Raw genomic sequence first — 24,642 nt, 5'->3', positions numbered from 1 at the left:
CTTGCCTCGCGGTAAGCCCTTTGTCATTTCCAGTCCCGATCAATCCCCCAGCGCTTCACCTTCACGCCGTGGGTCGGCGCCACCGGCCAATGAGGTTTTGCCCTGCGCATCCCGCACCCGAACGATGGCCTGGGTGCCGCTGGTCATGTCGATTTCGTTGACCGCGTGCCCTTTGTCCTTGAGGGCCTGGATCAGCGCCGGGCTGAACTGGCCTTGTTCCAGTTCGGTCGCACCGTTGCGGCTGCCGAAGTTGGGCAGGCTGATGGCGGCTTGCGGGTCGAGGTTCCAGTCGAGCATGCCGACCACCGACTTGGCGACGTACTCGATGATTTGCGAACCGCCGGGCGAGCCGACTGTTGCGACCAGTTCACCGCTCTGGCGATCAAAGATCAGCGTCGGTGCCATGGATGAACGCGGGCGCTTGCCGGGTTCGACACGGTTGGCCACGAGTTGGCCGTTTTCTTCGGGGATGAACGAGAAGTCGGTCATCTGATTGTTGAGCATGAAACCCTGCACCATCAGGTGCGAGCCGAAGGCGGCTTCAACGGTGGTGGTCATCGACACGGCACCGCCCTGATCGTCGACGGCAACCACTTGCGAGGTGGAGATCCGCAGTGGTGAGCGGTCGGGGGCGTAGGCCACCTGAATGCCCGGTGGCGTGCCGGGTTTGGCACTGCCCATGCTGCGATCGCTGATCAACGTTGCGCGGCTGGCCAGGTAGGCGGGGGAGACCAGACCGGCGACCGGAACCGGCACGAAGTCCGAGTCGGCGACGTACTGCGCGCGGTCGGCGTACGCCAGGCGCTCGGCTTCGGCGATCAGGTGCACGGCTTCAGGCGCGGGTTCGAGACCCGCCGGTTTGTTGCTCTTGAGTGGTTTCAGTCGCGCCAGAGTGAAGCGACTGTCGTAGCTTTCGAGTACCTGCAAGGTGCCGAGGATCTGCGCCACGGCGATCCCGCCCGACGATGGCGGCGGCATGCCGCACACTTGCCAGCGTTTGTAGTCGGTGCACAGCGGGGCACGCTCTTTGGCGCTGTAGCCGTTGAGGTCGTTCAACGACAGGCTACCGGGGTTGGAATTGCCTTGAACCTTGGCGACGATCTCCTGAGCAATCGGACCTTGATACAGCGCATCCGGGCCTTCTGTAGCTACGCGTTTGAGGACCTTGGCCAGTGCCGGGTTTTTCAGCAGCGTGCCTACGGCTTTCGGGCTGCCATCGGCATTCAGGAAGTACGCAGCCATGTCGGGAGAGCGCGGCAGGAACGGATCAGAGGCGATCATGGTGTGCAGGCGCGGCGAGATCGCAAAGCCCTTTTCAGCCAGGGCAATGGCCGGCTCGAACAGCTTCGCCCATGGAAGGCGGCCGTGCTGCTTATGCGCCAGCTCCAATGCACGCAACACCCCCGGTGTTCCGACCGAACGACCACCAATCTGCGCATCGGGGAATGGCATGGGTTTACCGTCGGCTTGCAGGAAGAGCTTTTCAGTCGCGCCAGCGGGTGCGGTTTCGCGGCCGTCGTAGGTGCGTACGGCCTTACCGTCCCAGAGCACGATCAACGCGCCGCCACCGATCCCCGAGGATTGCGGCTCAACCAGTGTCAGCACCGCTTGCATGGCGATGGCGGCGTCGATTGCCGAACCGCCCTGACGCAGCATCTCCCGTCCTGCTGCGGCTGCCAGTGGGTTGGCCGCTGCCGCCATATGTTTGGAGGCGTATTGGGTGTGCAGGTCGGTGCGATACCCCGAGGCGATTTCCGGGGCCACCGGCAAGGCGCTGACGGACGGCGAAGCGGGCGGGGCGTTGCAGGCCGCGAGGGTCAGCGCGGTGGCCAGCAGCGACAGGGCAGTCAGGCGGTAGCGGTTCAAATGGAAGGCTGGGAACACGTGGAGCACTCCGTCCGTGGGATAAGGATCAACGGACTGTATCTGTGCATGGAGTCAGCTGCAACGCTGGTCTTGTGCGTATTGGTCGACGGATGGGCACCTTTTCTCTTCTTCGGCGTTGGGTTTTTCTGTAGGGTCGGGGGCGCTAGATCTCCGCTAAAAACACATCAATAACAACAAGAGGCCGACATGCAGACCGAGTTCCCAACGCAGCCAAGTTACCGTTCGCAGCGCGAACAATTCCTGGCGGCTGCAACCGCAGCCGGTGCGACGTTGACCGAATACCCGCATCCGCTCAAGGGGCCGTTTGGCGAGTCCTTGAGCACTGATGTGGCGGTGCTCGGTGACCCCGATGCAAAGCGTCTGCTGGTGATGCTGAGCGGCACCCACGGGGTTGAGGGCTTCTACGGTTCGGAGTGCCAGATCAACTGGCTGAACGAGTTCGGCAAACGCCCACTGCCCACCGATGTCGCGGTGGTGATGATCCACTTGATCAACCCCTGGGGCACGGCGTGGCTGCGTCGTGTCAATGAAGACAACATCGACCTGAACCGCAATCACCTGAACTTTGATCGGCCGTTGCCCGACAATCAGGCCTATGCAGCGCTGCACCCGATTTATGCCTTCAGCCAGTTGCAGGGCCCGGAGCGTGAGCGCGCCGATGCCTTGCTCGCCGCGCAGTTGAGCGAGCATGGCTGGCCGGCAGTGATGTCGATTGTCGAGGGCGGTCAGCACAGTCACCCCGACGGTCTGTTTTACGGGGGGCTGGCGCCGAGCTGGTCGAACCGGACCTTGCATCGGATCATTGCGGCGCATCTCTCGCAGGCCGAGGTCGCGATGTGTTTTGACCTGCACTCCGGCGCGGGAGAGTACGGTCATCCGATGCTGCTGACCGTTACACAAGCAGCTTACCCGGCACTGGAACAGGCGCAGGCCACTTACGGTCCGTGGCTCTACACCATTCAAACCGGCGCGCAGACCCACAGCGAAACCGGGATTGCGGCATCGGCCACTGGCTACACCTCGCAGGCGCTGCTCGATGCATTGCCGCAGGTGCGCCTGATGCCGTTTGTCATCGAGTGCGGCACCTACCCGGGAGAAGCGGTGCATGCTCATCTGCGTGACGATCACTGGCTGCACCTGCACGGCAATCCGAGTGATGCCGTGGGGCGCGAGATAAAGTTGAATCTTGTTGAGCAGTTCTATCCCGCCGACAGTGACTGGCAAGAAATGGTCTGGGTTCGCACCCGGCAGATATGGGAAAAGGCGTTGTCGGCATTGCCCACGCTATAGTCGAACGCCTCGGAGCTTGATGAACGCTGCGGCTCACAGTGCAATGTGAGCCGTCGGTGGGCCGGGCACTTTTCTTCGGGCATAAAAAAACGGCCTACCTTTCGGTAAGCCGTTTTTAGTACTTGGTGGCTACACAGGGACTTGAACCCCGGACCCCAGCATTATGAATGCTATGCTCTAACCAACTGAGCTATGTAGCCAAGTGGCGCGCATTATTGGCTCGTAACGATGAAGTGTCAAGCGTAAATCCAAAATATTTCTCTACGCTTTCAACCGCTTATCAACCCGCCCCATAAAAACGGATGGGTTTTCAGCTTTAACCCAGCTGAAACCGCCCGGTATTCTCGCTCAAAGCCTTGCTGCCCGAACTCAAAGTGTCCGCCGCGAGGTTCACCGCCCGTGCACCTTCGAGCAAACGCACGGCGGCCTGATCGACTTGCTGGATGTTGCCACTGACCTCATCGGCCGTGCTGGCTTGCTCTTCTACCGCCGTCGCGATTTGCGCCAGGGTATCGGTGACGCTTTGCACTGCGCTGGCGATTTCCCCCAGCCGTTCGCCGAGGTCGGTGACGGCTTGTGCGTCGGTTTGGGCCTGGCCGCAGGCGGCTTCCATCAGGCTCACGGCTTCGTTGACGGTGCTGCGCAGGCTGTCGACGGTGCCGGCGATCTGTGCGGTGGAGGATTGAGTGCGCTGCGACAGACTGCGCACTTCATCGGCGACCACTGCAAAGCCTCGGCCTTGTTCGCCTGCGCGGGCGGCTTCGATGGCGGCATTGAGTGCCAGCAGGTTGGTCTGCTCGGCCACGCCGCGAATAGTGTCCACCACCAGTTGAATCTGCTGCCCTTGTTCGCTGACCCGGCCAAGGGCGGCGGCGGTGTCGTTCAGGCGTTGATTGAGCTGCTGAATGCTCGCGGTGGTGCGTTGGCTGTCACGGCTGCTCTCGGCGGCAATGCGCTGGGTTTGCTGAGCGCTGCCTGAGGCGTGTTCGCAACTCTGGGCGACCCCTTGCGAGGTTGCGGCCAATTGCGTCGCCGCAGCAGCGATCTGGCTGATTTGCAACTGCTGGGCTTCAACTTCGCCCAGCGCCTCGCTGGAGTGAGTATTGAGGGCTCGCACCGCGTTGCTCAGTTGCAGGGTTTCGTGATCGACCCCCAGCAGACTGGTGCGCAGTTGCACCACCGCAACGTTGAGTGCGGTGCTGATCGCTGCCAGCTCGTCGCGACCGTGCACCGGCACTTGCAGGCTCAGGTTGCCATCGCGCAAGGCTTCGGCGAGCAGCGTAATGCCGCTGGCGCTGCGGCGGATCGAAGCTTGCAGGCAAATGAACAAATACAGCGCGGCCAGCAGCAGACAACCGAGGATGCTCGCCACCAGGATGAACTGGCGAATGGCCGAGCCGTGGTAGTAATCCAGACGCTGATCCAGTGACACCAGCGATTGCTGGCGCAGCGAGGCGAGGTCAGAGAGGAGGGCGTCGAGGTTGTGTTCGAAGTCTTCCGGTTTGAGCGTGATGCTGGCGCCGAACATGCCGTCATCCAGGCCTTTCAGTCCGGCGTCCAGATGCTTGAGGCTGTCGTGGTATTGCCCGGCCCAGGCCTGCAACGCACTTGGCAGCCGTGCTTCGAGCAGGCTGCCAGTCTTGATCAATTGCTCGCGAGCGTCGCCAATGCGACCGCGCAGGTCGCGTAGTTGCAGGCGGCTTTGCAGTGAGAACTGTCCAGACACCACCGATGCCTGGCCGATGCTGGCGAGGCGACCGACCCGTTCGATCAGGTCGGGCGCGTGCTGGGTCGAGATCTGCGTCAGCAGGTAGGTTTCCAGCCAGGGAGCCAGGGTCAGGCGGTTATCCATGGCGATCTGTTCGCGCAGTGCTTGCAGCGCGCTGAGGGCCGCAGTGAAACGTTCGTAGCCATCCGGCCACCAACCGACGCTGCTCAGGCTTTTCGAGTCCAGGCTATTGAGCGCAGTTTGCAGGGTTTGATAGCGACTGAGGGTGTCGGCTTCGGCCCCTTCGGTTGTCAGTGCATGACCCAGATCGCTGACAGCTTGATTCAGTGCCGGCTGCACTGCATCGAACGCAGCCATCGCGGCGACAGTGGCCGGTGTTGGCTGGCGATTGGTTTCGGTGGCGCGCCAGCGGGCGGCGCGGTCGCGTTGGGCGGCGAGCAGGTTGTCCAGTGCATCGAGCGCTATCAATTGGCGCACACCGGCACGCTCGCCGGCGATCAGGCTGAGCTTGTCGCGGTAATCCTGGCCAATCATCCACAGGCTGCCCGCCAGCGGCAGAATAAACAGCAGAAACAACAACTGAAACTTGCGGGCGAAACCGAAACGCCCAAGCAGTCCAATCCCCGGTGCCAGAAAAGCCTGCATGCCCGACTACTCCTCTGGGCACCACGCACCAATGGCGTGCGGTCGCGGCGTTGTGACCGCTACCCGTGCCCTCATAAAAGGCCTCGAAAGTTCACTTCAACGGGTCATGTGGGACCAGCGCTGTGGTGAAACTTCCCATTCTCGATCCCCTTTGTAAGGGGCCGCGTTGAAGCGGATAAGCAAGGCAAGATTCAGACCATGGCTTTGCGCTATCACTTAAATGTCGACTATTTAAAAGTCGTTAGCAGGCTAAGGGGATGGCATTGCTGCACTGAAAAATGGCACATTGACGCACCTGCAAGTGCACACCCATCCGCTGTATGGAAACTCTCATGGCTACCAGTAACGCTCAAACGGCCGCATCGCCGGCACTCGCGACTTCGCAAAGCAGCCCGTTGGTCATGCGAATCATCGGCGCGGTGGCGCTGGCGCATCTGATCAACGACCTGATTCAGTCGGTGCTGCCGTCGATCTACCCGATGCTCAAGACCAATTACGGGCTGACCTTCACCCAGGTTGGCCTGATCACCCTGACCTTTCAGCTCACGGCGTCGCTGTTGCAGCCATGGGTCGGTTACTACACCGATCGCCATCCCCAGCCGTATCTGCTGCCGGCAGGAGCGATTTGCACCCTGGTCGGCATCTTGATGATGTCCCAGGTCGGTAGCTTTCCGTTGATTCTGTTGGCGGCGGGATTGATCGGTGTCGGCTCCTCGACCTTTCACCCGGAAGCTTCTCGCGTGGCACGGTTGGCCTCGGGCGGGCGTTTTGGGTTGGCGCAATCGACCTTCCAGGTCGGTGGCAACGCTGGCTCAGCATTTGGACCGCTGCTGGCGGCGGCGATCATCATTCCGTTCGGTCAGGGCAATGTCGCCTGGTTCGGATTGTTCGCCGTGTTTGCGTTGGTGGTGCTGTATGGCATCAGCCGCTGGTACGCCAACCACTTGAGCCTGTTCAAGCTCAAGCAGGGCCAGGCGGCAACTCACGGGCTGTCGAAGGGCAGGGTGATCAGTGCCTTGGTGGTACTCGGGCTGTTGGTGTTTTCCAAGTATTTCTACATGGCCAGCTTCACCAGTTATTTCACCTTCTACCTGATCGAGAAGTTCGACCTGTCGGTGGCCAGCTCGCAGCTGCACCTGTTCCTGTTTCTTGGGGCGGTAGCGGCGGGGACCTTCTTCGGTGGACCGATTGGCGACAAGATCGGCCGTAAGGTGGTGATCTGGTTCTCGATCCTCGGCGTTGCACCGTTCACCTTGATCCTGCCTCACGTCGACCTGTTCTGGACCAGCATCTTAAGCGTGGTGATTGGTTTCATCCTGGCCTCGGCGTTTTCGGCCATCGTGGTCTACGCGCAGGAACTGGTGCCGGGCAATGTCGGCATGATCGCCGGGGTGTTCTTCGGCCTGATGTTCGGTTTTGGCGGGATTGGTGCGGCGTTGCTGGGGCATCTGGCGGATATTCACGGCATTGAATACGTGTACCAGCTGTGTTCGTTCTTGCCGCTGTTCGGGGTGTTGGCGATCTTTTTGCCGAGAACCAAAAAAATCTGACGCCGCGCAAATCCCCTGTGGGAGCGAGCTTGCTCGCGATGATGTCGGCACATCCGACGTTGATGTGACAGATAGATTGCTATCGCGAGCAAGCTCACTCCCACATTTGTTCGATGATGTGGCGGATGATGTTTTCAGATACAAAAAAGCCGCGTCTGAACGCGGCTTTTTCTTGGGCGTGAGTTTTACACGTTGAAGCGGAAGTGCATCACGTCGCCGTCTTTGACGATGTAATCCTTGCCTTCCAGGCGCCATTTACCGGCTTCTTTGGTACCGGCTTCGCCCTTGTACTGGATGAAGTCGTTGTAGGCGATGACTTCGGCGCGGATGAAACCTTTTTCGAAGTCGGTGTGGATCACGCCAGCGGCTTGTGGTGCGGTGGCACCGACGCGGACGGTCCAGGCGCGGACTTCTTCAACACCGGCGGTGAAGTAGGTCTGCAGGTGCAGCATTTCGTAGCCGGCACGGATCACGCGGTTCAGGCCAGGCTCTTCGAGGCCCAGGGCTTCGAGGAACATGTCTTTCTCTTCGCCGTCATCCAGCTCGGCGATTTCCGCTTCGATCTTGTTGCAGACCGGCACAACCACGGCGCCTTCTTCTTCGGCGATGGCTTTGACCACGTCCAGGTGCGGGTTGTTTTCGAAACCGTCTTCAGCGACGTTGGCGATGTACATGACCGGTTTGGTGGTCAGCAGGTGGAAGCCCTTGATCACCGCTTTCTCGTCGGTGCCCATGTTCTTCATCAGGCTGCGCGCCGGCTTGCCTTCGGTGAAGTGAGCGATCAGTTGCTCCAGCAGGCCTTTCTGGACCACAGCGTCCTTGTCACCGCCCTTGGCGTTGCGCGCGACTTTCTGCAGTTGCTTCTCGCAGCTGTCGAGGTCGGCGAAGATCAGCTCGAGGTCGATGATCTCGATGTCGCGTTTTGGGTCGACGCTGTTGGAGACGTGAATCACGTTCTCGTCTTCAAAGCAGCGGACCACGTGAGCGATGGCATCGGTTTCGCGGATGTTGGCCAGAAACTTGTTGCCCAGGCCTTCACCCTTCGAGGCGCCGGCAACCAGGCCAGCGATGTCGACGAATTCCATGGTGGTCGGCAGGATGCGCTTTGGATTGACGATGGCCGCCAGCGCTTCCAGACGTGGGTCCGGCATCGGCACGATGCCGCTGTTCGGCTCGATGGTGCAGAAGGGGAAGTTCTCGGCCGCGATACCGGATTTGGTCAGGGCGTTGAACAGGGTGGACTTGCCGACGTTAGGCAGGCCGACGATGCCGCAATTGAATCCCATGGTGTTTCCCCTAGGAGTTAGAGTCAGGCCTTCTGGCTGTGCAGGTTTTTCATCGCGCGGTTCCATTCTCCGGCGAGGATATCCGGCAGCACGCCGAGGGCAAAGTCGATGCTGGCATCGAGTTTTTCCTGTTCGGCGCGTGGCGCACGACCCAGGACAAAGTTTGAAACCATACTGGCAACGCCTGGGTGGCCAATGCCGAGCCGCAAGCGGTGAAAGGTATTTTGATTGCCCAGTTGCGCGATGATGTCGCGCAACCCGTTGTGACCGCCATGCCCGCCGCCCTGTTTGAGCTTGGCAACGCCGGGTGGCAAGTCGAGTTCGTCATGCGCCACCAGGATTTCTTCAGGCTTGATGCGGAAAAAACCGGCAAGAGCCGCCACAGCCTGGCCGCTACGGTTCATGTAGGTGGTTGGAATCAACAGACGAACATCCTGACCCTGATGCGAGAAGCGCCCGGTCAGGCCGAAATATTTGCGATCGGCCACAAGATTGACGCCTTGTGCTTGCGCGATGCGCTCAACAAAAAAGGCCCCTGCGTTATGCCGGGTCTGTTCGTATTCGGCGCCTGGATTTCCCAGGCCAACGATCAGTTTTATGGCAGTCACGTCAGGGGCCCTTCTTTGGAGTGGTGGATAACATCGTCGCAATAGGTGTGTGCGGCGAAAGTGGACGAAAAATGCTCATTTACCATGATGTAAACTTCGCGTTCCCGCCCGCTTTCTCGCTACGTTCCAGTCCGCGATGTTACTTGCTCACTCCGGCGTACAGAGTGAATTACTCTGCAGCGCCTTCTGCAGCTGGAGCAACACGTGGAGCGTGAACGTTGGCAACTGCCAGGTCGTTACCGTGAGCCAGAGCAACAAACTCAACGCCTTTAGGGGCCTTGATGTTGGACAGGTGAATGATCGAACCGATTTCGGCGTCAGCCAGGTCGACTTCGATGAATTCAGGCAGATCTTTTGGCAGGCAGGAAACTTCAACTTCAGCAACAACGTGCGAAATTTCGCCGCCTTTTTTCACTGCAGCAGCTTCGTTGATGAAGTGCACAGGAACGTGAGCGGACAGTTTCTGACCAGCAACAACGCGTACGAAGTCAGCGTGCATCACGTGGCCTTTGGCCGGGTGACGCTGCAGAGCTTTGATGATTACGTTTTGCTTGGTGCCGCCAACGTTCAGCTCGATGATGTGGCTGTAAGCCGCTTCGTTTTCGAGCAGTTTGGCAACTTCTTTGGCCAGCATGCTGATGGATTCAGGGGCTTTTTCGCCACCGTAAACTACAGCTGGAACCAGGCTTGCGAGACGACGCAGGCGGCGGCTCGCACCTTTCCCCAGGTCGGAACGCACTTCAGCATTCAGAGTAAATTCGTTCATGTTGTATCTCCAAAATAACCACATTCGCCCCAGCGTTTGCGACCAGCGCTAAAGGCGATATGGGCAAAAAAGCCCCGCCCCGACAGGTTATGCCGGGGCGGGGCGCTTTTCGTCATCGAGATGTATCCGAAGGGCAGGGCCCTTAGCGGAACATCGCGCTGATCGATTCTTCGTTGCTGATGCGGCGAACCGCTTCGGCAACTACCGGTGCGATATCCAGTTGACGGATACGTGCACAGGCTTGTGCTGCAGCGGACAGCGGGATGGTGTTAGTCACCACCAACTCGTCCAGCACGGAATTTTCAATGTTTTCGATGGCCCGACCCGACAGCACAGGGTGTGTGCAGTAGGCAAAGACTTTGGCAGCGCCATGCTCTTTCAAGGCTTTAGCCGCGTGGCACAGGGTGCCGGCGGTATCGACCATGTCGTCAACCAGAATACAGGTACGCCCTTCGACATCACCGATGATATGCATCACTTCAGAGTGATTGGCTTTCTCACGGCGCTTGTCGATGATCCCGAGATCCACGCCCAGGGATTTGGCAACAGCACGTGCACGCACGACGCCGCCAATGTCCGGGGACACGATCATCAGGTTTTCGAAGCGTTGGTCTTCAATGTCATCCACCAGTACCGGGGAGCCGTAGATGTTATCTACCGGAATATCGAAGAAGCCCTGGATCTGGTCAGCATGCAAATCAACCGTGAGAACACGATCGATGCCGACTACGGTAAGCATGTCAGCGACGACTTTCGCGCTGATAGCCACACGTGCGGAACGCGGACGGCGATCCTGACGGGCATAACCAAAGTAGGGGATCACCGCAGTGATTCGAGTGGCTGAGGAACGACGGAAGGCATCAGCCATCACGACAAGTTCCATCAGGTTATCGTTGGTCGGAGCGCAAGTCGGCTGAATAATGAAGACGTCTTTACCGCGGACGTTTTCATTGATCTCAGCGGTAATTTCGCCGTCGGAAAACTTGCCGACAGAAATGTCACCGAGAGGGATATGCAGCTGACGTACGACACGCCGAGCCAGATCGGGGTTAGCGTTCCCCGTAAAGACCATCATCTTGGACACGCGCAGTACCTGAAGGCTGAGGGTAACCTGGATGAGTATAGGAAAATGGCAGGGGCGGCTGGATTCGAACCAACGCATGGCAGGATCAAAACCTGCTGCCTTACCGCTTGGCGACGCCCCTGTATCTGTTGCAACGAGTACCCAGTACCCGGTTCTTTTAGAGCAGACTTTGCAGCTTGCGATGCAACATCGAAACGTTGCTTCCTTTTGCTACAAACCCTGTAAGGGTCTCTGTAAGAAGGGCCGAGACTTTATCAGCTTCAGCTTTGCTTGGGAAGCCCCCAAACACACAACTTCCAGTTCCGGTGAGTTTTGCTTCGGTAAATTTACCTAACAAATTCAAAGCGTTACGTACCTCTGGATAACGCCTTGTTACCACCGGTAAGCAGTCATTTCGACTGTTTCCCTTGGGAACGGGGCGCACTTTAATGGGAGAAGAGTTACGTGTCAACAGCGGATCTGAAAAAATTTCTGCTGTACTTACAGATACTTGCGGTACCAGTACGAGATACCACGGTTCTTCCGGGTCTACAGGGGTGAGCTTCTCTCCCACGCCTTCAGCGAAAGCCGCGTGCCCACGCACGAAAACCGGGACGTCGGCGCCGAGCGTCAGGCCCAGCGTGGCCAGTTGATCCTCGTCCCAGCCCAGTTGCCAGAGGTGATTGAGGCCCAGCAACGTGGTGGCTGCATTCGAACTGCCGCCGCCGATTCCACCGCCCATGGGCAGGATTTTTTCGATCCAGATATCAATGCCCAGCGAACAACCGGATTGCTCCTGAAGTTTTCTTGCGGCTTTGACGATCAGGTTGCTGTCGTGAGGGACGCCTTCGAATTCGGTGTGCAGGTGAATGACACCGTCATCGCGTACGGCGAAGGTGATTTCGTCGCCGTAATCGAGAAATTGAAACAGCGTCTGCAACTCGTGGTAGCCGTCTTCACGGCGACCTAGGATGTGCAGCATCAAATTCAGTTTTGCCGGCGAGGGCAGGGTCAGGCGAGTGGCTGGCATGTCATTGCCCCAATTTGCGAGGTTGCCAGTCCTTGATCACCAGCGTGACATCAAGGTCGGTGCCGTGCAGTTTGATCCGCTCGGGCAGCCAATAACCGTTTTGCTGGATGTAACTGAGGTACTCGACTTGCCAGCCATCCTGCTCGAGATTGGCCAGGCGACTGTCGGCATCCAGATTCAGGCGGCTTTTGCTGTCAGGTGCGGGCAATCCGCGAACCCACCAGACCAAATGCGAAACCGGTAGTTTCCAGCCCAGCTGTTCTTCGAGCAGGGCTTCGGGCGTTGACGCCTCAAAGCGACCCTGGTTGGCCACTTCCAGCGACACCTGGCCGGGGCGACCGGTCAGGCGTGCCGCGCCGCGACCCAGCGGGCCGGACAGGCGAATGTCGTAGTAGTCCTGTCGTTGCAGCCAGAACACGGTGCCACTGCCCGAGTCTTTCGGGGCACGGATACCGACCTTGCCGTTGATTTGCCAGCCATCGAGGCTGGTCAATTGCTGTTTGTGCTCGCGCCATTGCGCGGGATTGCCGTGGCCCTCGACGGATTCACGGGCGCCAAAGCCCGCGCAACCGGCGAGCAGGGCGATGAAGCTGAAAACGATGATGTGGCGCAAAAACATGATTTTAAAGAGTCTCGGAACCGGTCAGGCGCTTGATGGTACTGCGCAGGGTAGGGCTGTCGGGTTGTTCCTTGAGGAATTTGCCCCAGATTTGTCTGGCTTCGCGTTGTTTGCCGTTGGCCCACAGGACTTCACCCAGGTGCGCCGCGACTTCCTGATCGGGAAAACGCTCCAGGGCCTGGCGCAAGTAGCGCTCGGCGACATCGAGGTTGCCCAGACGGAAATTCACCCAGCCGAGGCTGTCGAGAACGGCCGGGTCTTCCGGGTTCAACTGGTGTGCGTGCTCGATCAGCGCCTTGGCTTCGGCGTAACGCGTGGTGCGGTCGGACAGGGTGTAACCGAGGGCATTCAGCGCCATGGCGTTGTCCGGGTCACGCTTGATGATCAGTCGCAGGTCTTTTTCCATTTGCGCCAGGTCATTGCGTTTTTCCGCGAGCATGGCCCGGGTGTAGAGCAGGTTCAGATCGTCTGGATACTGCTTCAAGCCTTTGTCGAGAACGGCCCAGGCGCGATCGTCCTGCTTGTTGGCAGACAGGGTTTCGGCTTCGATGAGATACAGCTGGATCGCGTAATCCGGCTGTTCGTCGCGTGCTCTGGCCAAACGGCTTTGGGCTTCGGCGGTGCGTCCGTTGTTTATCAGGATGTCGGACTGACGCAGTTGCGCCGGCAAATAGTCGTTGCCCGGGCCGACCAGTGCGTACTCGATCAGGGCTCCTTGCGGGTCGTTGCGTTCTTCGGCAATGCGCCCCAGGTTCAGGTGGGCCGAGTCGACATGGCTTTCCCGGGCGATCAGGTCTTCCAGGTAACCCTTGGCCTCCTTCCAGGCCTTAGCTTCCAGGCAAACCAGTGCCAGGGAATAGCGCAACTCGTCGTCTTCCGGATACTGCTGGACCAGGCTTGAGAACTGCTCTTTGGCGTCGTCCATGCGGTCCTGTTCGACCAGCATGCGGGCATACGTCAGGCGTAAGCGTTTGTCGTCCGGGTATTTGCGAATGCTTTTTTCCAGCAGCGGCAGCGCTTCTTTGCCACGGCTGAGGGCTTGCAACAGGCGCGCGCGCAACAGGATCGGGGCGATTTCGCCGTCTTGCGGAGGGTTTTTCTCAAGCAAAGCCAGTGCGCCCTTGGTGTCGCCGTCCTGTTGCAGCAACAGGGCCTTGCCGAAAATCAGCTGGCTGTTTTTCGGGTGGCGCAGCAACAAACGGTCAAAACTTTTCATCAGGCCGTTGCGGGTGTCCTGATCGGTATCGGCCGCGGACAGGGCGAGGAAGTCGAAGTGAGTATCGCCCTTGCCCTGTAAAACCTTCTCCATATAGGCCATTGAGTCGTCATAACGCCCGGCGCGGGCCAGCTGCACGGCAGCGGCCCGTTGTGCTTCGAGGTCGTTCGGGGCGTTTTTCGCCCAGATCAGCGAGCTATCAAGCGCTGCCTGATCGGCGCCCAGGTATTCGGCGATGCGAAAGGCTCGCTCGGAGATGCCCGGATCCTGGGTGTTGACGGCCTGGGTCACGTAGTTGTCCAGGGCAATGTCGAAACGATTGCGCTGGCCAGCCAGTTCCGCGCTCAGCAGGCTGAAGATCGTGTCTTCGCTGAACGAGCTGTAAACCTTGGGCTTTTCAGGGGCCTTCGTGCTGCCTTCGACCGGCGGGGTACCGCTCGGCGAAACGGGTGCCAAGGCCTGGCAGCCGCTGAGGAAGACAAAAGCGAGGAGCAACGCGGAAGATCTATTCATAGGGGAAGAGGACGACTAACCTGCGGTCGGATCATCATGACACAAGCCTTCGGCCAAACATAACCGGCCTGTCAATTTGCCGTTGAACTTAATCCCTGTGCAGGCGCCCGAGCCCCTGTATAGAGGCAAGGTATCAGGACAATAGTCGGCAATGGTTGTTCTGAGTCAGGCGAAGTAGGACAATTGTCGGCTTCTCGACATCATCAGCGATCTTGAATGGCCTTCCTCGCACTCGGTATTAACCACAAGACTGCTTCCGTAGACGTCCGCGAGCGCGTGGCTTTTACCCCGGAACAGCTGGTTGAGGCCTTGCAGCAGCTCTGCCGACTCACCGACAGCCGCGAAGCTGCGATCCTCTCCACCTGCAATCGCAGTGAACTCTATATAGAACAGGATCAGCTTTCTGCCGATACCGTGTTGCGCTGGTTGGCCGATTATCACCATTTGAGCCTCGATGAGCTGCGTGCCAGCGCTTATGTGCACGAAGATGATGCGGCAGTTCGTCACATGATGCGTGTCGCCTCCGGGCTCGATTCGCTGGTGTTGGGCGAACCGCAGATTCTCGGCCAGATGAAATCGGCCTACGCCGTGGCCCGCGAGGCCGGCACCATTGGTCCGCTGCTTGGGCGTTTGTTCCAGGCCACGTTCAATGCGGCGAAGCAGGTGCGCACCGACACCGCCATCGGTGAAAACCCGGTGTCCGTGGCGTTTGCCGCGGTCAGCCTGGCGAAACAGATTTTCAGCGATTTGCAGCGCAGCCAGGCATTGCTGATCGGCGCTGGCGAGACCATTACCCTGGTCGCCCGCCATTTGCATGAGCTGGGCGTGAAGCGGATCGTGGTCGCCAACCGGACCCTGGAGCGCGCCAGCATCCTGGCCGAGCAGTTTGGCGCCCACGCGGTGCTGCTCTCGGACATCCCGGCAGAACTGGTGCGCAGTGATATCGTCATCAGTTCGACCGCCAGCCAGTTGCCGATTCTTGGTAAAGGCGCGGTAGAAAGTGCCTTGAAATTGCGCAAGCACAAACCGATCTTCATGGTTGATATCGCCGTGCCACGGGATATCGAGCCGGAAGTTGGCGAGCTGGACGACGTTTACCTCTATAGCGTCGACGATCTCCACGAAGTGGTCGCCGAAAACCTCAAGAGCCGTCAGGGTGCTGCCCAGGCGGCGGAAGAAATGGTTTCCATCGGCGCCGACGACTTCATGGTTCGTCTGCGTGAACTGGCGGCGGTGGATGTGCTCAAGGCCTATCGTCAACAGAGCGAACGCCTGCGTGATGAAGAATTGCAAAAAGCCCAGCGCCTGCTTGCCAACGGCAGCAGTGCGGAAGACGTGCTGGTGCAACTGGCCCGTGGCCTCACCAACAAACTGTTGCATGCTCCCAGCGTACAGTTGAAAAAGCTTACTGCCGAAGGCCGCCTCGATGCGCTGGCCATGGCCCAGGAACTCTTTGCCCTCGGTGAGGGTAATTCGGATAGCTCTTCGGATAAAAAACCGCAATGAAAGCGTCACTGCTCAATAAGCTGGACATCCTCCAGGACCGTTTCGAGGAACTGACTGCCTTGCTTGGCGATGGCGAAGTCATTTCCGATCAGAACAAATTCCGCACCTATTCCAAGGAATACGCGGAAGTTGAGCCGATTGTCGCCACCTATAAACAGCTGCTCAAGGTTCAGGGCGATCTCGAAGGTGCCCAGGCGCTGCTCAAGGACAGCGATCCGGACATGCGCGAAATGGCCGTCGAAGAAGTCCGCGAAGCCAAAGAGCAACTGATCGAACTCGAAGCCAGCCTGCAACGCATGCTGCTGCCCAAGGACCCGAACGACGGGCGCAACGTGTTCCTGGAAATCCGCGCCGGCACCGGTGGTGACGAAGCGGCGATCTTCTCCGGTGACCTGTTCCGTATGTATTCGCGTTACGCCGAACGGCGTGGCTGGCGGGTCGAGATTCTGTCGGAGAACATCGGGGAGCACGGCGGCTTTAAGGAAGTAATCGCGCGGGTCGAAGGCGACAACGTCTATGGCAAGCTGAAGTTCGAGTCCGGCGCGCACCGCGTGCAACGGGTTCCGGCGACTGAGTCCCAGGGCCGTATCCACACCTCGGCCTGTACCGTGGCGGTGTTGCCTGAGCCGGACGAACAGGAGGCGATCGAAATCAACCCGGCAGATTTGCGCGTCGATACCTATCGCTCCTCCGGCGCCGGCGGTCAGCACGTGAACAAGACCGACTCGGCGATCCGGATTACCCACTTGCCGTCGGGCATCGTGGTCGAGTGCCAGGAAGAACGTTCCCAGCACAAGAACCGGGCGCGGGCGATGTCCTGGCTCTCGGCTAAATTGAATGACCAGCAAACCAGCGCCGCGGCGAATGCCATCGCCAGCGAGCGCAAATTGCTGGTGGGCTCGGGCGACCGTTCCGAGCGAATCCGTACCTACAACTTTGCCCAGGGCCGGGTCACTGACCACCGGGTCAACCTGACGCTGTATTCCCTCGACGAAATCCTCGCGGGTGGCGTCGATGCCGTGATCGAGCCGTTGCTGGCCGAGTATCAGGCTGACCAACTGGCAGCGATAGGTGAATAAATGACCATCATTGCCAGTTTGTTACGTGCAGCCGACCTGCCTGACTCGCCGACCGCGCGCCTGGATGCCGAATTGCTGCTGGCCGCGGCCCTGGGCAAGTCCCGCAGTTTTCTGCACACCTGGCCGGAGCGCATCGTTCCCAGTGAAGCCGCGCTGATCTTTGCCGAGTACCTGCAACGTCGCCGCGCCGGCGAGCCGGTGGCCTATATTCTCGGCCAGCAGGGTTTCTGGAAGCTGGACCTGGAAGTGGCGCCACATACGCTGATCCCGCGCCCGGACACCGAGTTGCTGGTCGAAGCTGCGCTGGAACTGCTGCCCGCAACACCTGCCAGGGTTCTCGATCTGGGCACCGGCAGCGGCGCGATTGCCCTGGCTTTGGCCAGCGAGCGTCCAGCCTGGCAAGTCACGGCAGTGGACCGGATCCTCGAGGCCGTGGCCCTGGCCGAGCGCAATCGTCAGCGTCTGAACCTGAACAACGTCACGGTGCTGAGCAGTCACTGGTTCAGTACGCTGAAAGATCATCGCTACACGTTGATCATCAGCAACCCGCCTTATATAGCCTCCGCCGACCCGCATCTGGTCGCCGGTGACGTGCGATTCGAACCGGCCAGCGCGTTGGTGGCCGGCACCGACGGGCTCGATGATTTGCGTTTGATCGTCGCCCAGGCGCCACAGCACCTGGAAGCGGGCGGCTGGTTGATGCTCGAGCACGGTTATGATCAGGCCGATGCGGTGCGCGATTTGCTGCTGACCCAAGGCTTTGAAGAGGTCCACAGCCGCACAGACCTCGGTGGCCACGAACGTATCAGTCTGGGGCGTCTACCGTGCTGAATGATCAGGAGCTGTTGCGTTATAGCCGGCAGATTCTGTTGCAACATGTCGACATCGACGGCCAATTGCGACTCAAGCAAAGCCGCGTCTTGATCGTCGGCCTCGGCGGACTCGGTGCGCCGGTCGCGCTGTACCTGGCGGCGGCTGGCGTCGGTGAGTTGCATCTGGCGGATTTCGATACGGTCGATCTGACCAATCTGCAACGGCAGATCATTCACGACACCGACAGCGTCGGGTTGAGCAAGGTCGACTCGGCTATCCGGCGTCTGACGGCGATCAATCCCGAGATTCAACTGATCGCTCATCGTGCCGCGATGGACGAAGACTCGTTGGCGGCTGCGGTGTCGGCGGTCGATGTGGTGCTCGACTGCTCCGACAATTTTTCCACCCGCGAAGCGGTGAACGCGGCGTGTGTGGCAGCGCGAAAACCCTTGGTCAGCGGCGCGGCGATTCGCCTGGAAGGGCAGTTGTCGGTGTTTGACCCGCGTCGCGCCGAGAGCCCGTGTTACCACTGTTTATACGGGCACGGCAGCGAAGCCGAACTGACCTGTAGCGAAGCCGGCGTGCTCGGTCCGCTGGTGGGGCTGGTCGGCAGCCTGCAAGCGCTTGAGGCGCTGAAACTGTTGGTCGGGTTCGGTGAGCCGTTGGTGGGGCGGTTATTATTAATCGATGCCTTGGGGGCGCGGTTCCGTGAGTTGCGGGTCAAGCGTGATCCAGGCTGCAGTGTTTGCGGGGGCAGGCATGCGTGAAGCGCCCATCGGCGTGTTCGATTCTGGCGTCGGCGGGTTGTCGGTGCTGGCTGAGATCCAGCAATTGTTGCCCAATGAATCGCTGTTGTATGTCGGCGATTGCGGGAACATTCCCTATGGCGAGAAATCTCCCGAATTCATTCGCCAACGTTGCAGCGTAGTTGCGGAGTTTTTTGTCCGGCAAGGTGCCAAGGCCTTGGTCGTAGCCTGCAACACGGCAACCGTGGCCGGTGTTGCGGATTTGCGTCGTGACTACCCTGACTGGCCCATCATCGGCATGGAGCCTGCGGTCAAACCGGCAGCCGCGGCCACTCGCAGTGGCGTGGTCGGTGTACTCGCCACCACCGGGACGTTGCAGAGCGCCAAGTTCGCTGCCTTGCTCGACCGTTTTGCCACCGATGTGCGGGTCATCACTCAGCCGTGCCCAGGGTTGGTGGAGCTGATCGAAGCCGGTGACCTGCACAGCCAGGAGCTATGCCAGCTACTGGCCGGTTATCTCGAGCCTCTGCTGGCGGCGGGGTGTGACACGATTATTCTCGGTTGCACGCACTATCCTTTCCTCAAACCATTGCTCAAGCAGATGCTCCCCGCCGACATCAGCCTGATCGACACTGGCGCGGCGGTTGCCCGGCAAACCCAGCGCCTGCTGGCCGAGCGTGAGTTGCTCGCAGAGGGGCCGCCTCGCGACGCGCAGTTCTGGACCAGTGCCAGCCCAGAGCACTTGAGAAATATCCTGCCGCTGCTCTGGCATAACGCCGGGGTTGTGCAAAGCTTCAGTCTGTAGACGATCGTTTTGGGGAACGCTTCACGGGGACGGATTTCTGTTGAAGCGTGGATTTTCATAGCACGACTGTCGAGCCATAAAAACCAAACATAATCGTTCGGAAAAGGATGTTTCTCATGAAGCGACTGTTCTGTTTAGCCGCGATTGCGGCCGCGTTGTTGGGGCACAGTTTTACCGCACAAGCGGCTGGCGTCGAGTTTGCGGTTGGCCAGACCAGCGATTCGACCCACACTTATCGCCTGGGCCTGCAATGGGATTGGGATAAAAGCTGGTGGCAGAGTGATGTCGGGCGTGTGACCGGCTACTGGAGCGGTGCGTACACCTATTGGAATGGTGACAAGACCGCAAGCAATCACAGCCTGTCGTTCTCTCCGGTGTTCGTTTATGAGTTTTCCGGGCAAACCGTCAAACCTTATCTGGAAGCCGGCATCGGCGTTGCGCTGTTCGCTCACGAAAAAGTGGACGACCGCCGGTTGGGCGAGGCTTTTCAATTTGAGGATCGATTGGGGTTCGGCCTGCGGTTTGCTGGCGGGCATGAAATCGGGATTCGCGCGACGCATTACTCCAATGCCCATATCAACGTCACCAACGATGGTATAGAAAGCTACGCATTGCATTACACGATGCCGCTATAAGCACTGGCTGCTTTTAATAATGTGGGAGCGGGCTTGCTCGCGAATGCGGTTTAACATTCAACACTGATACTGACTGATACTCCGCTTTCGCGAGCAAGCCCGCTCCCACATTAGATCTTCAGCGCCTGTATTTCTCGTTCAGCGATACGCGGTCGCAATCCCTTGGCGCTCGTCGATGCACTCCGGTGCACCCATCTCGAACTCCCGGCAGATCAGCGGGCGTTTTTCATAAATGGTGCACATCATGCTGTCGCGATCCAGCGCGGCGCACCAACCGTCATCCAGGCGCAGCATGACTTCCCCGCCCCAATCGTCGGTGTCGATAAAACGTTCGGGCACGCCAGTGTCGGTGATCAGCATGACTTCGAGCTGGCAACAGCAGGCTGCGCAGGTCGAGCAGGTGATCGCCGGTTCAGCGATGGTCTTGATGGGGATCGTGTTCATAGGCGCGCAGTGTAAGGCAGCGCGCCGGTACTGTGTGAAAGGCCTGACGGACGCTCAAGCGAATGAGGCTGTCGACAGGCGTTGGTCATGAGCTGTTTATGGTGTATCGATACTCGGTGGCGAGCGCCTGACCATGCGTTTTCCGATCACTAAATTTCCGTACCTGGACATTGTCGACAGAGGCCAGAGTGCACTCATGGACAGGGCCAGGAGGCGAATTTCCTGCGGGCGTTGCTTGAGTGTTTCGACGACATATCGCGCGGCTTTATCGGCTGACCACATCTGTGGCATCGGATGATCGCTGTTTGCGGTCAGCGGGGGGGCGGTGAAACCGGGACCAACCAGGGTGACGTCGATGCCTTCGGATGCCAGATCGACGCGCAGGGACTCAAACAGATACCGCATCCCGGCTTTCGAGGCACCATTGGCTTCGGCCCGAGGCAGGGCCAGGTCGGTGACTGAGCTGGAGATACCCACCAGATGGGGGGCGATCCCATCGCGCAGCAACGACAGGGCGGCTGTGATGCAATAGCTGCAGGCGAGCAGGTTGGTGCGCACCACGTGTTCGATGATCGAGTCGTCGAACCGCCTGGCATCAACATATTCACAGGTGCCGGCGTTGAGGATCACGGTGTCCAGCGAGCCCCACTCCTGATGGATACGCTCGCCAATCTCGCGCACGGTCTGGCTGTGGGTCAGATTGCCTGCCACCACCAGCACTTGTCCCGGATAGCGCTGGGCCAGGACTTTCAATGGCGCAATCGTGCGGGCGCTAACCGCCAGGTGCGCGCCGGACTTCAACAGTTCTTCGGCCATTGCAGCGCCAATGCCGTTGCCGGCTCCTGTCAGCCAGTATCGCCGTGGCGTTGCATGACTCAATCCATTCTCCTTTTCAGCCATGTATCGCTCCGGCATCCAGACGCGAAGGCAAATGTTTGAACGCCGCCAGTGCGCGTTCGCGTGACTGACCCAGATCGACGATTGGCAGCGGATAGTCGGCTACGCCAAACAGTCCGCCCAGGCTCGCCGGGTTGTGGATAGCGTTGTTGTTCAGCCCCGCCAACTCCGGCAGCCAGTGCTTGATAAACACCCCTTCAGCGTCGAACTTTTCCGACTGGCTCAGCGGGTTGAAAATCCGGAACCAGGGCGCCGAATCGGTGCCGGTGGAAGCGCTCCACTGCCAGCCGCCGTTGTTCGCGGCCAGATCACCATCGATCAAGTGGCGCATGAAGAATCGCTCACCTTCACGCCAGTCGATCAGCAGGTTTTTTGTCAGGAACATCGCCACCAGCATCCGCAGACGGTTGTGCATCCAGCCGGTTTCCAGCAACTGGCGCATGGCCGCGTCGATGATCGGCAACCCGGTACGCGCCTCTTTCCAGGCAGCCAGCTCATCCGGAGCGTCGCGCCAGGCCAGCGCTTCGGTTTCAGGGCGAAAGGCGCGGTGTCGGGAGACCCGTGGATAGCCCACCAGAATGTGTTTGTAAAACTCGCGCCAGAGCAGTTCGTTGATCCAGGCGACAGCACCGGCGCTGCCACTTTCGAACTCGCCTTGATTGCTTTGCAGGGCGGCGTGCAGGCACTGGCGTGGCGAAATCACCCCGGCGGCGAGGTACGCGGACAGCTGGCTGGTACCGGGTTGTGCCGGGAAGTCGCGTTGGTCTTTGTAGTGATCAATCTGCCCTTGGGCGAAGTTCTCCAGACGCCGATGGGCTTCGCCTTCGCCGGCCGGCCAGAGTTCGCGCAGAGGTTCGCCTGGCGTGTCGAAACCCTCGACCTGCAATGGAATCGGGTCGCGGTTGATGACCGTTGGCACCTGAACCCCCGGGGCGGCAATCAGGCGCGGTAACGCACCGTGCAGGCGGGCGTAGCAAGCTTTGCGGAACTGGCTGAAGACCTGAAAGTACGTACCGGTTTTGGTCAGCACGCTGCCGGGTTTGAACAGCAATTGATCGAGGTAGCTGTTGAAGCCAATGCCCGCAGCGTCGAGAGTCTTGCTGACGGCCGCATCACGGCGACTTTCGTTCACGCCGTACTCCTCGTTGACGTGAACCGCCTCGACGTTCAGCTCTGTGCATAACTGGCCAAGTACCTGCGGTGCATCTTCCCAGCGCTCGGCAGTACGGATCAGCAAGGGAATGTTCAGCTCGCCGAGGGCGTGGCTCAACTCGCGCAGGTTACGCAGCCAGAAATCCACTTTGCACGGTGCATCGTCGTGGATCTGCCATTGCTGCGGGCTCAACAAATATACCGCCACGCACGGGCCACGAGCTGCGGCGGCCGAAAGGGCGGTGTTGTCATGTACGCGCAAGTCGCTGCGCAGCCAGATCAATTGCGGGATGTTTTTGCGTACACGCATTTAAATGAGCCCGCGCTGAACCAGTGCCTGATGGGCCGACAATAGGTCTTCGGCGAGAGACAAATCGGCTATTTCAGAGGTCTTGGCGGACAACTCCGCGTGGTGGATGCACACCGCAGGGCCGACCATGAGCGTTGGGCAACTGACATTGTTCAGAAGTTTCGACAAATGTTTGAGATTGATCGTCTTGCTGGAATACAGCAGCACACCACGCGCTTGCAGATGCTCGACCGCCAGCGCCAGTTCGCCAGCCGGCAACGGCCAGTCGAACACTTCCACGGGGCAATCAGTACTGCTGACCAGCCAGGCGGTGAGCCACAGATGCGGCTCCAGAGGCAAGTCGGAGTGATTGATCAGCAGCAACGGCGCGCCGCGCAACTGACGGTTGTTATGGTAGACCCGAGCACCGAACTTGCTGCGCAACCAGGAATAAAAGAATGTCCGCTCCATCTGCCCGCCGTACTGTCCTTGCCAGCGCTGTTCGAGTTCGTCCAGCAGCGGCATCAGCAGTCGCTCGCACACGGTGCGCGGTGGGTACAGCGACATGGCCTGATTGAGTGTGTCATCGAGTTGGCGCTCGGCGAGTTGACTGATCGCCTGCATCAGCTTGAGACGCAGGACATGCCAGTCATTCCCGACCGGTTCACGCAACGCTTGTGGCGTCTCCAGCAGCTGTTTGACCTGGCTGACGGCTACGCCGCGATTGAGCCAGGTGAGGATGTTATGGATCCGTTGCACATGCTTGGCCGAGAACAGCCGGTGTCCCTTGGGCGTGCGCTGCGGCACGATCAGCCCGTAACGGCGTTCCCAGGCGCGCAGAGTAACGGCGTTGACGCCGGTGATTCGAGCGACATCGCGGATCGGCAGCCAGCCGTCCTCCAGGGCCTGTTGATAGTCGGCGCCGAGGTCGTCGTCAGGTTCGGTTTTCATTTAGATCGCATTTCGCAAGCTGAGATTTTCCGGGTGCGGTTGCAGGTACGCCTGCTGCATAACGTACGGATCGGGATGATGGCGCAAGTGATGCTTGAGCAATGTCAGCGGCACCACCAAGGGCACGATGCCGTGGCGATACTGACCGATCACATGGTGCACTTCCTGTTTGTCTTCGGCGCTGATGACCTGTTTGAGATAGCCGCTGAGGTGTTGCAGCACATTGGTGTGGGTGCCGCGGGTGGCACATTTTTTCAGTGCTGCCATCAGCTCGCGGAAATAGCGCGGGCCGAGTTCATTGGGATCGGTCTGGCCCATATCACCCAGGAGCCTGCCCAAGGCTTGGTATTGCAGTGGGTTATGGGCCATCAACAGGTATTTGTAGCGTGCGTGAAAGTCGGTCAGACCATTGCGACTCAAGCCGTTTTGCAGGAGCTCCTGCCAGGCTGAGTAGGCAAATACCCGGGTCAGGAAATTCTCGCGTAGTACGGGATCGTTCAGTCGACCGTCTTCTTCCACCGGCAGGTCCGGGTGTCGGGCACAAAACGCTTGAGCGTAGATGCCGCGTGCACCGCCGTCGTGCGGGCTGCCGTTGGGGTGGTAAACCTTGACTCGCTCCAGGCCACAGGACGGTGATTTTTGCATGAAGATATAACCGCAAATATCACCCAGCGCGCCGGCCATTTGCTGGCCGTAGTTCGCCAGCGGCTGAGTGACATCCAGTTCGTGGTGAACCGTACCGACGGCGTGAGGTTGCTGCGGATCGCCGACCAGTCGAATCGGTTCGCGGGGAACCCCCAGGCCGATGGCAACCTCCGGGCACACTGCAATGAACTCGAAATAATCCGTGAGGGTCCGACTGCACAACGGAGAGGCTTTATGCCCACCGTTGTAACGCACCTCGGCGCCCATCAGGCACGCGCTGACAGCGATTTTCGGTTTGCTTGCGGAGTCGCTGGGCATGGAGGCACCTCGGATCTATACCTGTACAGGCTGTTTGCGCTGTACAGCTCGGTTTGATCATAGATCCAAAGGTGTACAAGTCAAATAGTTTGTACAGGTTTCGCTCGGAGGCGAAACCTCTGTAGTTACCCCATCTTTCAGTGGAGGTGCGGTGTTGATG

22 protein-coding genes and 2 tRNA genes are annotated in these 24,642 nt (G+C 59.5%); 8 read left to right on the top strand and 16 right to left on the bottom strand.

Annotated features, from left to right (window positions below; translation table 11 throughout):
- Positions 1–39 precede the first annotated feature (39 nt).
- The gene (ggt, locus tag AC1DIG_RS26590) at positions 40–1,884 is read right to left on the bottom strand and encodes a gamma-glutamyltransferase (RefSeq protein WP_477769689.1); all 1,845 of its coding nucleotides are present in this window, start codon (positions 1,882–1,884) and stop codon (positions 40–42) included.
- A 189-nt stretch (positions 1,885–2,073) separates the two neighbouring features.
- Here ggt and AC1DIG_RS26585 point away from each other — a divergent pair, with 189 nt between their 5' ends.
- Complete coding sequence (locus AC1DIG_RS26585; RefSeq protein ID WP_477769688.1) at positions 2,074–3,177, top strand: DUF2817 domain-containing protein; 1,104 nt, start codon at positions 2,074–2,076, stop codon at positions 3,175–3,177.
- A gap of 123 nt (positions 3,178–3,300) precedes the next feature.
- On the opposite strand, the gene AC1DIG_RS26580 is transcribed toward AC1DIG_RS26585, so the two are convergent.
- Both AC1DIG_RS26580 and AC1DIG_RS26575 read right to left on the bottom strand, forming a co-directional pair.
- A tRNA-Met gene (locus AC1DIG_RS26580) sits at positions 3,301–3,377 on the bottom strand.
- Positions 3,378–3,493: 116 nt separating this feature from the next.
- On the bottom strand, positions 3,494–5,551 hold the full coding sequence (locus AC1DIG_RS26575) for a methyl-accepting chemotaxis protein (RefSeq protein ID WP_477769687.1): 2,058 nt from the start codon (positions 5,549–5,551) through the stop codon (positions 3,494–3,496).
- A 332-nt stretch (positions 5,552–5,883) separates the two neighbouring features.
- Between AC1DIG_RS26575 and AC1DIG_RS26570 the strand changes: the two genes are divergently transcribed.
- The gene (locus tag AC1DIG_RS26570; protein ID WP_477769686.1) at positions 5,884–7,101 is read left to right on the top strand and encodes an MFS transporter; all 1,218 of its coding nucleotides are present in this window, start codon (positions 5,884–5,886) and stop codon (positions 7,099–7,101) included.
- Positions 7,102–7,286: 185 nt separating this feature from the next.
- Here the strand turns inward: AC1DIG_RS26570 and ychF are convergent, their stop codons facing one another.
- The 8 genes from ychF to AC1DIG_RS26530 form a co-directional block, all read right to left on the bottom strand.
- Entirely contained in the window at positions 7,287–8,387 is a 1,101-nt protein-coding gene (gene ychF / locus AC1DIG_RS26565) for a redox-regulated ATPase YchF (RefSeq protein ID WP_096509090.1), read from the bottom strand.
- Positions 8,388–8,410: 23 nt separating this feature from the next.
- A complete protein-coding gene (pth, locus tag AC1DIG_RS26560) occupies positions 8,411–8,995 on the bottom strand; it encodes an aminoacyl-tRNA hydrolase (RefSeq protein ID WP_145019849.1) in 585 nt (194 codons plus the stop codon).
- Between the two features lie 169 nt (positions 8,996–9,164).
- Positions 9,165–9,761, bottom strand: a complete 597-nt coding sequence (locus AC1DIG_RS26555; RefSeq protein ID WP_145019846.1) for a 50S ribosomal protein L25/general stress protein Ctc — start codon at positions 9,759–9,761, stop codon at positions 9,165–9,167.
- A 142-nt stretch (positions 9,762–9,903) separates the two neighbouring features.
- A complete protein-coding gene (locus AC1DIG_RS26550; protein WP_003171603.1) occupies positions 9,904–10,845 on the bottom strand; it encodes a ribose-phosphate pyrophosphokinase in 942 nt (313 codons plus the stop codon).
- 46 nt (positions 10,846–10,891) lie between these two features.
- Positions 10,892–10,966 (bottom strand) — tRNA-Gln (locus AC1DIG_RS26545).
- 36 nt (positions 10,967–11,002) lie between these two features.
- Positions 11,003–11,854 (bottom strand): 4-(cytidine 5'-diphospho)-2-C-methyl-D-erythritol kinase, encoded by an 852-nt coding sequence (gene ispE, locus AC1DIG_RS26540; protein ID WP_477769685.1) that lies wholly within the window; start codon positions 11,852–11,854, stop codon positions 11,003–11,005.
- 1 nt (position 11,855) lies between these two features.
- A complete protein-coding gene (gene lolB, locus AC1DIG_RS26535) occupies positions 11,856–12,473 on the bottom strand; it encodes a lipoprotein insertase outer membrane protein LolB (RefSeq protein WP_477769684.1) in 618 nt (205 codons plus the stop codon).
- A 4-nt stretch (positions 12,474–12,477) separates the two neighbouring features.
- Complete coding sequence (locus tag AC1DIG_RS26530) at positions 12,478–14,202, bottom strand: tetratricopeptide repeat protein (RefSeq protein WP_477769683.1); 1,725 nt, start codon at positions 14,200–14,202, stop codon at positions 12,478–12,480.
- A gap of 216 nt (positions 14,203–14,418) precedes the next feature.
- Here AC1DIG_RS26530 and hemA point away from each other — a divergent pair, with 216 nt between their 5' ends.
- The 6 genes from hemA (at position 14,419) to AC1DIG_RS26500 (ending at position 19,786) form a co-directional block, all read left to right on the top strand.
- Entirely contained in the window at positions 14,419–15,708 is a 1,290-nt protein-coding gene (gene hemA / locus AC1DIG_RS26525) for a glutamyl-tRNA reductase (protein WP_145019834.1), read from the top strand.
- Positions 15,705–16,787 (top strand): peptide chain release factor 1, encoded by a 1,083-nt coding sequence (prfA, locus tag AC1DIG_RS26520; protein ID WP_019693629.1) that lies wholly within the window; start codon positions 15,705–15,707, stop codon positions 16,785–16,787. Before hemA ends, prfA begins: the two co-directional genes overlap by 4 nt.
- Complete coding sequence (gene prmC, locus AC1DIG_RS26515; RefSeq protein ID WP_477769682.1) at positions 16,788–17,618, top strand: peptide chain release factor N(5)-glutamine methyltransferase; 831 nt, start codon at positions 16,788–16,790, stop codon at positions 17,616–17,618.
- On the top strand, positions 17,612–18,367 hold the full coding sequence (locus tag AC1DIG_RS26510; RefSeq protein ID WP_477769681.1) for a molybdopterin-synthase adenylyltransferase MoeB: 756 nt from the start codon (positions 17,612–17,614) through the stop codon (positions 18,365–18,367). Before prmC ends, AC1DIG_RS26510 begins: the two co-directional genes overlap by 7 nt.
- The gene (gene murI, locus AC1DIG_RS26505) at positions 18,360–19,151 is read left to right on the top strand and encodes a glutamate racemase (RefSeq protein ID WP_216741291.1); all 792 of its coding nucleotides are present in this window, start codon (positions 18,360–18,362) and stop codon (positions 19,149–19,151) included. Before AC1DIG_RS26510 ends, murI begins: the two co-directional genes overlap by 8 nt.
- Positions 19,152–19,267: 116 nt before the next feature.
- Positions 19,268–19,786: an acyloxyacyl hydrolase gene (locus AC1DIG_RS26500; protein ID WP_477769680.1), complete on the top strand. Its 519-nt coding sequence runs from the start codon at positions 19,268–19,270 to the stop codon at positions 19,784–19,786.
- Between the two features lie 138 nt (positions 19,787–19,924).
- On the opposite strand, the gene AC1DIG_RS26495 is transcribed toward AC1DIG_RS26500, so the two are convergent.
- The 5 genes from AC1DIG_RS26495 to AC1DIG_RS26475 all read right to left on the bottom strand — a co-directional run bounded on the left by AC1DIG_RS26495 (position 19,925) and on the right by AC1DIG_RS26475 (position 24,482).
- Positions 19,925–20,230 carry a YkgJ family cysteine cluster protein gene (locus AC1DIG_RS26495; protein ID WP_477769679.1) on the bottom strand — a complete coding sequence of 102 codons (306 nt, stop codon included), beginning with the start codon at positions 20,228–20,230 and terminating at the stop codon, positions 19,925–19,927.
- Positions 20,231–20,326: 96 nt separating this feature from the next.
- Positions 20,327–21,109 (bottom strand): SDR family NAD(P)-dependent oxidoreductase, encoded by a 783-nt coding sequence (locus AC1DIG_RS26490; protein ID WP_477769703.1) that lies wholly within the window; start codon positions 21,107–21,109, stop codon positions 20,327–20,329.
- A gap of 13 nt (positions 21,110–21,122) precedes the next feature.
- Positions 21,123–22,589, bottom strand: a complete 1,467-nt coding sequence (gene phrB, locus AC1DIG_RS26485) for a deoxyribodipyrimidine photo-lyase (RefSeq protein ID WP_477769678.1) — start codon at positions 22,587–22,589, stop codon at positions 21,123–21,125.
- Positions 22,590–23,519, bottom strand: coding sequence for a MerR family transcriptional regulator (locus AC1DIG_RS26480; RefSeq protein ID WP_477769677.1), 930 nt, complete (start codon positions 23,517–23,519; stop codon positions 22,590–22,592).
- Positions 23,520–24,482 carry a YbgA family protein gene (locus AC1DIG_RS26475; RefSeq protein ID WP_477769676.1) on the bottom strand — a complete coding sequence of 321 codons (963 nt, stop codon included), beginning with the start codon at positions 24,480–24,482 and terminating at the stop codon, positions 23,520–23,522.
- Positions 24,483–24,642 lie beyond the last annotated feature (160 nt).

It is taken from the genome of Pseudomonas sp. 05N431 (assembly GCF_056397005.1).
The sequence above is the reverse complement of the archived record's forward strand: the minus strand, read 5'-3'. Positions and strand labels throughout refer to the sequence as shown.

Bases quoted from the DNA above. Each gene is read 5' to 3' on its own strand.
- AC1DIG_RS26585 (WP_477769688.1), top strand. From the start codon at position 2,074: ATGCAGACCGAGTTCCCAACGCAGCCAAGTTACCGTTCGCAGCGCGAA.
- AC1DIG_RS26575 (WP_477769687.1), bottom strand. From the start codon at position 5,551: ATGCAGGCTTTTCTGGCACCGGGGATTGGACTGCTTGGGCGTTTCGGT.
- AC1DIG_RS26570 (WP_477769686.1), top strand. From the start codon at position 5,884: ATGGCTACCAGTAACGCTCAAACGGCCGCATCGCCGGCACTCGCGACT.
- ychF (WP_096509090.1), bottom strand. From the start codon at position 8,387: ATGGGATTCAATTGCGGCATCGTCGGCCTGCCTAACGTCGGCAAGTCC.
- AC1DIG_RS26555 (WP_145019846.1), bottom strand. From the start codon at position 9,761: ATGAACGAATTTACTCTGAATGCTGAAGTGCGTTCCGACCTGGGGAAA.
- ispE (WP_477769685.1), bottom strand. From the start codon at position 11,854: ATGCCAGCCACTCGCCTGACCCTGCCCTCGCCGGCAAAACTGAATTTG.
- lolB (WP_477769684.1), bottom strand. From the start codon at position 12,473: ATGTTTTTGCGCCACATCATCGTTTTCAGCTTCATCGCCCTGCTCGCC.
- AC1DIG_RS26530 (WP_477769683.1), bottom strand. From the start codon at position 14,202: ATGAATAGATCTTCCGCGTTGCTCCTCGCTTTTGTCTTCCTCAGCGGC.
- hemA (WP_145019834.1), top strand. From the start codon at position 14,419: ATGGCCTTCCTCGCACTCGGTATTAACCACAAGACTGCTTCCGTAGAC.
- prfA (WP_019693629.1), top strand. From the start codon at position 15,705: ATGAAAGCGTCACTGCTCAATAAGCTGGACATCCTCCAGGACCGTTTC.
- prmC (WP_477769682.1), top strand. From the start codon at position 16,788: ATGACCATCATTGCCAGTTTGTTACGTGCAGCCGACCTGCCTGACTCG.
- murI (WP_216741291.1), top strand. From the start codon at position 18,360: ATGCGTGAAGCGCCCATCGGCGTGTTCGATTCTGGCGTCGGCGGGTTG.
- AC1DIG_RS26500 (WP_477769680.1), top strand. From the start codon at position 19,268: ATGAAGCGACTGTTCTGTTTAGCCGCGATTGCGGCCGCGTTGTTGGGG.
- AC1DIG_RS26495 (WP_477769679.1), bottom strand. From the start codon at position 20,230: ATGAACACGATCCCCATCAAGACCATCGCTGAACCGGCGATCACCTGC.
- phrB (WP_477769678.1), bottom strand. From the start codon at position 22,589: ATGCGTGTACGCAAAAACATCCCGCAATTGATCTGGCTGCGCAGCGAC.
- AC1DIG_RS26480 (WP_477769677.1), bottom strand. From the start codon at position 23,519: ATGAAAACCGAACCTGACGACGACCTCGGCGCCGACTATCAACAGGCC.
- AC1DIG_RS26475 (WP_477769676.1), bottom strand. From the start codon at position 24,482: ATGCCCAGCGACTCCGCAAGCAAACCGAAAATCGCTGTCAGCGCGTGC.